Annotated in this window: 9 protein-coding genes; 5 read left to right on the forward strand and 4 right to left on the reverse strand. The window is 64.7% G+C overall.

All coding sequences use genetic code 11. From position 1 onward, the window contains the following. Window positions 1–62: 62 nt before the first annotated feature. A complete protein-coding gene (locus O3298_RS23515) occupies window positions 63–872 on the forward strand; it encodes a hypothetical protein (protein ID WP_305060655.1) in 810 nt (269 codons plus the stop codon). Between the two features lie 9 nt (window positions 873–881). Here the strand turns inward: O3298_RS23515 and O3298_RS23520 are convergent, their stop codons facing one another. Further along, complete coding sequence (locus O3298_RS23520) at window positions 882–1,400, reverse strand: hypothetical protein (RefSeq protein ID WP_251349301.1); 519 nt, start codon at window positions 1,398–1,400, stop codon at window positions 882–884. Window positions 1,401–1,623: 223 nt separating this feature from the next. Between O3298_RS23520 and O3298_RS23525 the strand changes: the two genes are divergently transcribed. Beyond that, window positions 1,624–1,776, forward strand: coding sequence for a hypothetical protein (locus O3298_RS23525; RefSeq protein WP_305060656.1), 153 nt, complete (start codon window positions 1,624–1,626; stop codon window positions 1,774–1,776). 24 nt (window positions 1,777–1,800) lie between these two features. Then, window positions 1,801–2,040 (forward strand): hypothetical protein, encoded by a 240-nt coding sequence (locus O3298_RS23530; RefSeq protein ID WP_099378551.1) that lies wholly within the window; start codon window positions 1,801–1,803, stop codon window positions 2,038–2,040. Between the two features lie 73 nt (window positions 2,041–2,113). On the opposite strand, the gene O3298_RS23535 is transcribed toward O3298_RS23530, so the two are convergent. Then, window positions 2,114–6,541: a translocation/assembly module TamB domain-containing protein gene (locus O3298_RS23535; RefSeq protein ID WP_305060657.1), complete on the reverse strand. Its 4,428-nt coding sequence runs from the start codon at window positions 6,539–6,541 to the stop codon at window positions 2,114–2,116. After that, window positions 6,541–8,454: an autotransporter assembly complex family protein gene (locus O3298_RS23540; RefSeq protein WP_305060658.1), complete on the reverse strand. Its 1,914-nt coding sequence runs from the start codon at window positions 8,452–8,454 to the stop codon at window positions 6,541–6,543. Before O3298_RS23540 ends, O3298_RS23535 begins: the two co-directional genes overlap by 1 nt. Window positions 8,455–8,675: 221 nt before the next feature. On the opposite strand from O3298_RS23540, the gene queC reads away from it, so the two are divergent. Both queC and O3298_RS23550 read left to right on the forward strand, forming a co-directional pair. Further along, window positions 8,676–9,401 carry a 7-cyano-7-deazaguanine synthase QueC gene (queC, locus tag O3298_RS23545; protein WP_305060659.1) on the forward strand — a complete coding sequence of 242 codons (726 nt, stop codon included), beginning with the start codon at window positions 8,676–8,678 and terminating at the stop codon, window positions 9,399–9,401. A 78-nt stretch (window positions 9,402–9,479) separates the two neighbouring features. After that, the gene (locus O3298_RS23550) at window positions 9,480–10,385 is read left to right on the forward strand and encodes a sterol desaturase family protein (RefSeq protein ID WP_305060660.1); all 906 of its coding nucleotides are present in this window, start codon (window positions 9,480–9,482) and stop codon (window positions 10,383–10,385) included. Here the strand turns inward: O3298_RS23550 and O3298_RS23555 are convergent. Further along, a complete protein-coding gene (locus tag O3298_RS23555) occupies window positions 10,369–11,088 on the reverse strand; it encodes an AraC family transcriptional regulator (protein WP_305060661.1) in 720 nt (239 codons plus the stop codon). The genes O3298_RS23550 and O3298_RS23555 overlap by 17 nt on opposite strands. Between the last annotated feature and the right edge of the window lie 7 nt (window positions 11,089–11,095).

Raw genomic sequence — 11,095 nt, forward strand, 5'->3', positions numbered from 1 at the left:
AATGCACTGTGGATACAGATTGCCTATAATTGCCAATTTTCCAATAGTGTTTTCCTGATCCCATGTCCCTGTCGATTTCCATGCCGTTGTGCCGCCTCGGCCGCCTGTTCTGTCTTTCCTCCGCTCTCGTGGCGCCCGCCGCCTGGGCCGACAGCTATACCGATTTCCAGCAAGCCAGTGCCCGCCTGGAAGCGCTGATGGCCAAGGCCACGCTGCAAAGCGGCTTGCCGCGCCTGAGTGAACCTGAAGTGGCAGCGCTGATTGCCCGGATTACCGATGCGCCGGGCCTGTTCCGGGCGCCCGTCGCGGCGTTGCAGGACATCAACCCGAGCGTGGCCCTGTGCGAGCGGGCAACCAACATTGGCAAGGCGTATTACACGTTTGGCAGCGAGCGGCCGCTGCCGCTGTCCGGCGCCGAGTTGCAGCAGGCGCGCAATGACCAGGTAACGGAGAACCTGGCCAATTATGGCGATGAAATGAGTACTTTTTTTGCCTTTGGCATGCATTGCCATGCGCACTTGATTGGCTTGATGGAGCAGGAATTCAGTACCCAGCCGCTGCAGGTAGTGAGCGGTACGGAGCGCATGCGGGCGCGCGCCTTCAGCAAGGGCTCGACCACCCTGTATGTCGGCGTGGTGCAGTTCGTGCAAGTGCCGTTCTGGACCGTGGCGCAAAAGAAGCGCATGCTGGAAGCGGCGGCGCAGTACGCAACGCCGAACGTCGCGCTGATGGCGCCGCCGTTGCGCGAGCGTTTGCTGGCCAGCCTGGCTGGTGCGGACAAGGACCTCGATCCCGCCCTGGCGCCTGCGCTGGCGACGATACGCCAGGCACTGTCGGTGACGACCTGCGAAGGCCTGTGCCAGTACTACTGACGGGATGACTTATTCGGGCGCCTGCAGCGGTTGGTTGCGCTGGCGCCAGCGCACCAGGCCCCACGCATACACGGCGTAGTAGCCGATGACGAGGCCGTAGGCGGCCATCGTCAGCGCGCTCTGGCCGAACGGTGGCGGCGGCACGGGCACGTCGAGGCGCGAGTTCAGGTAGATTTCCATGCCACGGTACAGCAGGCGGGCGATGAACAGCATCGTGATGGCCAGGCCCAGGTAGCGGTGCTGGGTAAAGAAAAAGTCCTTGCCGACCTGTTCGAAGCGCGTCAGCTTCAAGCCCAGCACGCCCAGCCAGCCGCCGGCCAGCGCGGCCGCGCCCAGGCTGGACAGGGGCAGGACGTCGAACTTTGTCGTCGTCGCCAGGAACAGCAGCAGCGCGGGGAAGGCGATCGCCACCGTCCAGTGCCGCCACAGCTGCGACTTCTGGCGCGCCACCAGTTTCTTCAGGCGCGAGTAGATGCGCCAGACCAGCAGCGGGACCAGTAACAGCAGGGCGAGGGTGGTGGTTTCCATGTATGCAATCGGGTACGGGTAAAACAGCGATTGTAAGCCAGATGGGGACGGGCGGCGATGCTTGTCAAACGGTAAAAGTTGCATGTTGACATTTACATGGCATGCAAGCACTATGCCTTGTCACGCCGTGCCGCCGGCCGCGGACGTCAAGCCGGCAGGCAAACATGGACAGCCGGCGGGCATCTCGTGGTATGGTCTTCTTTTGTCCGCCGGGAGGCCAGCCATGTCCGTCATCCATGCCCACCGCGCGCCCGACCCGGCGCCCGTCGATGAACCCATGCCGGCGCCGGAGCCGCAAGAAGCGCCCGGGTACCATCCGGGGCCCGTGCACCCGGTGCCGCAGGACGATCCCGTGCCGCACCCGCATCCCAGTTAATCTCGTCAAGAAAGGCTGTTTTAGATGGCAATTGTCAAGGAAGTCTACACACGCAAAGTCAGCGGAGAATCGTTCGACTATGAACTCGATTACACCCAGGGCACGGACGTGGCCTGGATTGCGCGCGTGTATCACGACGGCGTGCTGAAAGGCTCGCCCCATGGCGCGCTGACGGCCAACGTGCTGTCCGGCCCCGCGCTGGAACAATATCTGCGCGCGTACGTCGAAGGCATGATCGAGCGGGGCCTCGACGTGGCCGAGTAAGTTTGCCTTTGCGGCAGATCAAAGAAAAGGGCGCCGAGGCGCCCTTTGTTGTTTCTTGCACTTCAACGTCTGATTAGTCGAACGCCCACGTGTACAACACGTCCAGGGCATTGTTCGTGCCGGTCTGGAATTGCAGGGTGATGCGGCGGTTCAGCTTGTAACGCAGCTTGACCAAGCTCGTCGCCGTGCTCGTGCCTTGCTCGAACGTCAGGTAGGCGCGCGAGGACAGGCGCTTGCCGACGGTGACGACCGTGCTTTCCAGACCTTGCGCCTGCGACAGGCCCACTTCGTCGAGTCCCAGCGAATTGGCCAGCTTGCCTTGCAAGCCGCCGCCGGAGCCGCCGAAGAGGGCGCCTGCCGCCGTCGTCAAGAGGGCCATTTCATCGCCGGCCGCCGTTTCCGCGCCGTGGCCCAGGATCAGCCAGGCCAGCTTGTCGCTGTCCGATACGCTCGGGGTGGACACCAGCTTGGCCGTCGGCGCCTGGGCCGTGCCGCGCACTTCCACGCCCGCTTCCACATTTGTTTCCGACAAGGCTTCGCCTTCCGGACGCTTGCGCACGGCCAGGATGTTCAGCGACGGGTTGTCGTAGGCGCCCGTGAAGGCGATCAAGCCCCGTTCGATCGACAGCTTTTGTCCGTAGGCGGCGTATTGACCTGTGACAACCTTGATGCTGCCCGTCACGCGCGGCGCAGCGCGGTTGATGACCCTGGCGCGCACATTGCCCGCCAGGTCCGCATCGATACCCATGCCGCGCAAGTGGAAGGCATTGCCCAGGTCAAACTCGAGGTCGATATTCAATGGCAAGGATGGTGCTTCCTTGCTGCCCTTGACTTCCTTGCCCAGTACCACCACGTCGCTGCTTTGCGTGGGCGTGTCTTGCGGCGCCAGCTCGATCAGCGCGCGGTTGGCCTTGAACTTGCCCTCGAAGCTGAAGCGCTTGTCGTTGCGCACCAGGGTGCTGTTGCCCGACAGGATCAAGGTGCGGTCGGGGCGCGACAGCGCCTGCAGCCGGTCGGCCATCAATTTCAGTTCCAGGCTCGCTTCGCCATTCGCAAAGCGTACCCAGCCATCTGCCTGCACCTTGCCATCGCCGCCGTCAAAGCTCAGGCGCTGCAATTGCAATTGATCGCCGGCCAGCTTGGCTTGCAGCACGCCATTGCGCAATTTCAAGCCCTGGTCGGCCCAGTTCACCAGCAGCTTGCTGCCGTTGATGTCGCCATTCAATTGCGGCGCGCCGATGGTGCCGCTGCCGGACAGCGCCACTTTCAAGGCGCCGCCCAGTTCCAGGCCTGGCTGGCCCGACAGCGGCGCCAGCCAGGCCAGCGAATCGATGCTGGTCGTGCCCGTCAGGGAGAGGGCGCTGTCGTTGCTGATGCGGCCGCCCAGCATTTGCACGGTGGCATTGATATCGCTCTGCCCCGCGCGTGCGCCGTCGAGTTTCACGGCCAGGCGCAGCTGCTGGTTGGCAACATCCACGCGGGCGTCGAGGGTGCGCAAACCCAGCGCCAGCGGCTGCTCCACGCCCACCGTTACGTCGCCTTTTTCGCGGTAGATGTGCAGCATGCCCGCCAGGGAGGGATCTTTCTGCTGCGCCGTCGGCACCTGCATGTCGAGCGACCATTGCGCGCCCAAGGTCAGGTCGCTGCGCGCATTGGCTTGCAGCGAGGGAATCACTTGCGCCAGATACGTCAGCGCCACGCCCGCCGCCTGGCCGGAACTGGTCCAGCGGGGACCGTTCTTGACCAGGCTTTGCATGGTGATGCTGCCCGCAGGCAATTTGATGGCGGTGTTGCCCACGCTGATCTGCTCCGGCTGGCCCAGGCCCGCCACGCCGCTGCCGGCAGGGCCCGCCACTTTCACGGGCACGGGCGCTTGCAGCACGAGCGCATAGCGGCCCTTGTTTTGCAGGCTGTCGATCGTGCCCGTCCAGCTGGCGCCGCTCTGGCTGCCGCGGATTTGCACGGTGGCATCGAAATCGTCGTTGCGCGCCGCCAGGCTCACGGTATGGCTGCCGCGCGTGCCCGTCGTGGCCAGGCGTGCGCTGCCCAGCTTGAAGGTGGGCGTGCTGTAGCCCGTGATGTCCAGGCTGCTGACCATGGGGTCGAGCGCGCCTTGGCCGGCGCCCACGCTGGCGCTGCCCTTGATGGATTTCAATTGCTGGTCGCCAAAGAAGGTCAGATCGCGGCCATCGAGCGTCAGCTGCGCGGCCGGCGCGTCCATCTTGCCGCTGACGGAACCGGCTGCCTGCAGCACGCCGGCAAAGCGGGGGCCCAGGGTCGACAGTTGCGGCGCATCAAGTTTCCACGTCAGCTTGTCCGTGGCGCCGCCCAGCGCGCCCTTGGCCAGCAGGCTGTTCGGCCCCAGGCGCAGTTCCGTATCCACGCTGTCGATCCGTTTCGCATTGGCCGACAGCTTGGCATAGCCGGCCAGCGGGGCATTTTGCAAGGTCGATTCGCGCAGGGCCAGGTTGAGGGCCACTTGCCAGTCGCCGCTCAGGCGGCCGCTGCCGTTGAAATCCGCGTTGACGTTGCCGTTGGGCAGTGCAGCACCAAACGCGGCCGGGTTGATCTTTTGCAAGGAACCCGTCACTTTCAGTTCCGCTGCCTGCTTCGGCCCCGTCAAGCCCACGTCGCCGCTGGCATGGATGGCGCTGTCCGGCGCGGGACGCTTGCCGCTGGTCAAGCCAAGCCCTTTCGCATCGGCAACAAACGTCGTGCGCGGCTGCTGCATGGTGCCTTGCACCACGCCGCTGGCCAGCACGCTGCCCAGCAAGTCGGACTGCAGGGCGGACAGTTGCCGCGCATCGACATTCCAGTTGAGTTTTTCGCCGGCGCCGCCGAAGTTGCCCTTGGCCGTCACGTTGTTCTTGCCCAGCGCCAATTGCACGTCGATGCCGCTGAAATGGGCTGCATCGGCCGTCAGCTTGCCCTTGCCGGACAGGGGCTGGTCGAGCAGCTTGCTGGGGCGCACGGTGAAGTCCGCATTCGCCAGCCATTGCGGCGCCACGTGGCCGTTGGCGCGCACGTCGAGGTTCAGGTCGGCCACGGGGAAGGCGCCGAAGTCGGCGGGGTTCAGGCGGCTGGTGCTGGCCACGGCCTTGAACGGTTGTTCATCCTTCAGGCTGATCTGGCCCGTCGCGTTGACGCTGCTTTTGCCCGCTTGCAAGGTCGCCTTGCGCAATTGCACGAGGGAATCGGCGAGGGTGGCTTCCACGTCCAGGCGCAGCTTGGCTTCGCCCAGCTTGGCGCGCAGGGTTTGCGTCTTGCCGTCGCTGTCGAGCACGATATCGCCGACGATCTTCGTGCTGTTGATGCTGCTGTAAATGTGCTGCAAGTCGATCTTGTCTGTGTGCAAGGTCAGCTGCGCATTGCCGATGGGCGCATCGGCCGCGTCGCGGTTGAGCTTGCCGCTGCCCGTGAATTTGCCTGCGGTGCCGAAATCGATGAGGGCCGACTCCAGGGTGGTGGCCGTCAGGGTACCGCCTAATCTCGCCTCGAACTGGCGCAGCGGCAGCTTTTGCTGGTCGATGGGGCCCGGTGTCGCGTGGTTGAGGATGGCCAGCTTGCCCGAGACGCTTTGCGCGCTTGGGCGCGTATCGATGGCGGCGTCGAGTTCCAGGCTCAGGTCCGCCTGCGGCAAGGTCGCGTCAAACTTGCCCGGATTGATGTTGCGGCCTTTGATGCTGGCCGAGCGCAGGATGATGACGGGGTCGAACGGCGCCAGCGCCAATTGGGCGTCGGCCGTGGCCGCGCCCGCGCTGCCCTTGGCCGTCACGTTCAGCACATTCAGGTCGCCGCCCAGTTGCAGGGCCAGGGCGGCCGGTTTTTCGCCGGCGGCGGGGTTGATCTGCGTCAAGCCGGCTTTGCCAGACAGCTTGAACGGTTGCGTGGCGGCAATCGTCGCGCTGGCCGTGGCCTGGCCGAAGGGCGTGAGCGCCGAGGCGTCTTCCAGCTGCCATTGTGTCTTGTCGCCCGACAAGGTGAAATGGATCTTTTCAAATACCGTGTTGCCGCCCGGACTCACCAGGGTCACCTTGTCCAGGCGCGCGTCGGCAATGCCGATCTTGAACGGCGAAGCCAGGCTGGCGGGCATCGTCGACGGTTCCTCGGAGGGCGCCGTGCTTTCCACGGACAGGCTGGCCACATGCAGTTCGCTGATCGCGATGCCTTCCGAGAAGAACTGGAACGGCGACCAGTTGATGTCGATATTCTCGGCCGTGATGTGCTGCGTCTTGCTGCGGTAGCTGACGTGGCCCAGGTGCATGCGGTTGTACAGCGAGCCGGACACGCCCGACACTGCGATTTCGCCGCCGCTGGCGCTGGCCACTTTTTGCACCAGCATCTGCAGGGTCGATTCGCGGCCCAGGAACCAGAAGGCGCCGCCCAGCAGCACGGCCAGGCTGGCGACGGCGATCGCCACATAGCGGGGCCAGCGGCGGACCTTTTTCGCCGACGGTGGCGGCGCGGCGCCGTTGGGGGACTCGGTAGTAATATCGGACATCAGAAAGTGAATCCCAGAGAGAAGTGCAAACGGTAAGCGTGGACGGCGTGGCCATACGCCACGTCGACATTGATGGGACCGACGGGGCTCTTGTAGCGCCCGCCCAGGCCGTAGCCCGATTTCGGCGTCATGGCCGCCTTCACGGTATCGGCCGCGTTGCCGGCGTCATAGAAGGCGGCAATGGCCCACTTCGGCTTGAACCAGTACTGGTATTCGGCGCTGCCGGTGAGCATGTAGCGCCCGCCGATGGTGGCGTCGCCTTCCTTGACTCCCAGTTCCTGGTAGCCATAGCCGCGCACGGACTGGTCGCCGCCCGCGCGGAACAGGTAGACGGCCGGCACGCCGCGTTTTTCCTTCGAGCCCAGCGCGCCCATTTCGCCGCGCACGATCAGCTCGCCTTTTTCACCGAGCGGACGGTAATACACGGCCTTGCCGGCCACGCGCACGAAGCGCTCGTCCGTCAGCACGGGCAGCAGGGCGCCGCCCACCTGGGCGTTGATGACGTAGCCCTTGGTGGGAAACAGCAGGCTGTCGAGGCTGCGCTTGGTGATGGCATAGGTCAACGGCAAGCTCTTGCTGCGCGTCTGTTCCAGGCCCACGACGGTCTTGTCCTCGCTGAGGAACTCGAACGTCAGGCTGCGCTCGAGGTTGGTACCGCCCCAGTTGCGCTTGGCCGAGATGGTCGTGACGGCCGTGATTTCGTTGGAAATGTCGCTGCGCTCGAACGAGGCGCCCGCGCTGTCGTTGTAGCCGCGCTCGGTCGTTGGGAAGTAAAAATTGGCGTGCGCCGCCTGTTTCTTCGTTTCCATGGTGATCGCGCTCTTGAAGCGCGTGCCCCACACGTTCAGGTTGTCATAGTTGAGCTGGGCGCGATTGCCCGTGTTCGTACTGAAACCGAGACCGGCGCTGACGTTCTGCTGCTTGTTTTCCGTGACGCGCACCACCAGCGGCAGCAGCGGCGCGGGGCCGCGGTTGACGGGCTTGGCTTCGGCGGCGGCGCTGGCACCTTCGGCCTCGGCTTGCTGGCTTTCCTGGCCGGCCTCGATCTGCTCGCTGAGGATGCTGCTCATGTCGGCGCTCACTTCCACGCTGGCAAAGTAGCCCGTGTCCTGCAGGCGCGCCTGCAACGATTGCAGCGCCGATTCGCTGTAGTACTCGCCCGGGCGTATTTTGTCGAGGTTGCGGATGATGCTGGGATCGTAGCGTTTCAAGCCTTCGATGCGCAGCTCGCCGAAGCGCAGCTCGGGGCCGCTGTCGAGCACTACCAGCAGCGAGACTTTATGCGTTTCCGGGTCGACCACGGCTTGCGTGTCGACCAGCTGGGCGCGCGGGTAGCGCGTCTGCACCACTTCACGCAGCAGGGCGCGCTTGGCCGATTCCCAGTCGGCTTGGCGAAACACGCTGCCCGTCTTCAGCGACCAGCTGCGCTTCAGGGCTTCTGTATCGTAGGGCTCGCTGGCGGCCAGCGGCGGCGTGGGGTCGAAGCCGCGCAATTCCAGCTCGACCTTGTCGATGGTCACCGCCTGGCCAGGATCGACGTCGACGATGACGACGGGCTTGGCGCCCGACGTATCGACGCGCACCGTGACGACGGGCGTATAGTAGCCGGCCGTGGCGATGAGGTTCCTGGCTTGCTCGGGCGTATCACGGACGAGGCGCTGCAATTGCTCGCGGTCCATGCGCGGGTTGCCGCGGAAGCGTTCCAGGTCCAGGTTTTTTTCGAGCAACTCATCGAGGTCGCCCGGTGCATTGACCTTGACCTCGTACTGCAGCGGGGCGGGCGCCGCTTCCGTGGCGGCGCTGTCGGCGGGCGCGTCTTGCGCGCTCTGTTGCGCACCCTCCTGCGCGGCGGCCTGGGCGATGGGGAACAGCAAGATGACACTGCCGGCGGCCGCCAGTGTCAGTTGACCCATTGCTTTTGTCACTACTTGTGCCAAAATTCGTGGTCGTATCGCCTTGCCGGCAGCCGTATGCCGTATGGGTCGTGCAGAAAACATGGTGCTCCAGATGAGTAAATGCTGACTGCATGTTACCGGAATAGGTAAACTGATGGCGGACGAATAAGTATTTTTTGCATGGGGAATCTCGTTTCCCCGCGCACTATTGGACAGAACAAAACTCAAAGAAAGAAATTATGCTAGCAACGGACTCCGCACTGGTGCTCTTTAGCGGTGGACAAGATTCCACCACCTGCCTGGCCTGGGCCTTGAAACACTATAGCCGCGTGGAAACTATCGGCTTTGACTATGGACAGCGCCATGCGATCGAACTGACCGTGCGTCCCGGCGTGCTGGAACAGATGCGCCGGCAGTCGCCCGAGTGGGACAGCCGCCTGGGCCAGGATCACATGATCGACCTGTCCCTGATTTCCGCCATTTCCGATACGGCCATGACGCAGAACGTCGAGATCGTCATGCAGGAAAACGGCTTGCCGAACACGTTTGTTCCTGGACGCAACTTGCTGTTCATGACGGTGGCCGCCACCGTGGCCTACCGCCGCGGCTTGACGGTGCTCGTGGGCGGCATGTGCGAGACGGATTTCTCCGGCTATCCGGATTGCCGCGACGACACGATGAAGGCGCTGCAAGTGGCCCTGAACCTGGGCATGGATACGCGCCTGAAGCTGGAAACGCCGCTGATGTGGCTGGACAAGGCGCAAAGCTGGGACCTGGCGGAAGACCTGGGCGGCCAGCCGCTGGTCGACCTGATCCGCAGCGGCACGCATACGTGCTACCTGGGTGAGCGGGGCGAATTGCACGACTGGGGCTATGGCTGCGGCACCTGCCCCGCCTGCGCCCTGCGCGCGAATGGTTACCAGCAATACGCGGCGAGGAAGGCGACGAAGCCGGCTGTCAAATAAGCAGTTTGCGCCGTTTCTTCAAGCGGCGGGGCGGGGGACAAGGCCATGCTGTGGTTTTTGCCACAGGAGCGTCTTGCCATGAAATCCCTCTTTGCCGCGCTGTACGGCCCCGTGTTCTGGGCCGGCTTCATCGGCGCCGCCACCGTGCTGGTGGCGCTTTGCCAATTCTCCCTCCGGGTCTTGCCGCCGCTGTTGCTGCTGGCCCTGCTCACCTCCTTTCTGGCCGAGCGTTACCTGCCGTATGACGGCGCGTGGAACCACGAGCACGGCGACGGCTGGCGCGACATTGCGCACGCGCTCGTCAATGAAGCGCTGTACCTGCTGGGACTGGCCATCTTCCCCCTGCTGGCCGGGCACCTGGCGCTGGGTCCGTTCTGGCCCGGCCAGTTGCCGTTCTGGGCGCAGCTGTTGCTGGCCATCCTCATCGCCGATTGCGGCATCACGCTCGTGCATTACCTGAGCCACCGCTATTATTTTCTATGGAAACTACATGCCGTGCACCATAGCGTGACGCGCCTGTACGGTTTCAACGGCTGGATGAAACACCCGCTGCACCTGCTGCTGGAAGCGGCGGGCGGCATGCTGCCCTTGTTGCTGCTGGGCATACCGGAGCGTGTCATGGGCGTGTTGGCGTTTGCCGTGGCGATCCAGCTGCTGCTGCAGCACGCGAATGTCGACATGCGCATGGGGCCATTGCGCCACGTGTTTGCCTGGGCGCCATTGCACCGTTTTCACCACATGAAATACGGCACGGCGGGCGACGTGAATTTCGGCCTGTTCTTTACCTGCTGGGATCGCTTGCTGGGCACGCGTTTCGATGCGCCCGGCTACCGCATGCGGGGCGAGGACCTGGGCATCGGCAGCCGTCCCGATTACCCGGCCGCGTACGGGGCGCAGCTGCTGGAACCGTTTCGCGCGGAAGAGGGCGTGCGCGCGCCCGCATTGCCGGCGGACTTGCGTAAAGCCATCAATCGAGCAGCTTGACGTTGAGCTGGCGCAAGCTGCGGTCGGCGCGCACGCCGAACAGGCTGCGCATGGTACGCGAAAAATGCGCGGCATCGGCAAAACCGGCGCCGTGGGCCGCTTCCGTCAGGGTGCTGCCGAGCACAATGAAACGGATGGCCAGGCGCAGGCGGCGCCACAGCACCAGCCGCCGCACGGGCAAGCCCAGCTGGGCGCTGAACAGGCGTTCCAGCTGGCTCAGCGACAAATGCGCCGCCTCGGCCACGGCGGCTGCGCTGACCTTGCCTGACAACAACGCATCGACCTTGTCCAGCGCGCGCCGCAAGCGGGGATCGGGCAAGTGCTCGCGCGGCTGCGCCTGCAGCGCGGCGGCCAGGCTGTCCAGGCTGGGCATGCCTGCGCTGCCGGCCGCTGCCAGCAGGGCCGGGCCGCCCAGGCGCTGCGGCTCCGCATAGATGGTCAGCAGGGGCGCCGGGGCGGCCAGGATGGCGTGCGGACGCAGGCTATCGACCAGCAAGTGCCGCGCCGTGTGGACGATGCCGTCGAGCTCGGCCGTGAAAGGCGCCCCGGTGCTCAGCATCAACTGGTGCGCATAATGGGCGTGGCTGGCCGTGGCGCCCGCCGCGCCATGCAAGATGGCGAAGTCCGGCGCCAGCCAGAGTGTTCCCTGCCAGCTATCCTGTTGCAAACGCGACTCCCAGGTGATGGATTGCGGGGCGATCATATCAGCG

It is taken from the genome of Janthinobacterium sp. SUN137, assembly GCF_030587265.1.
Lineage (GTDB): Bacteria > Pseudomonadota > Gammaproteobacteria > Burkholderiales > Burkholderiaceae_D > Janthinobacterium > Janthinobacterium kumbetense.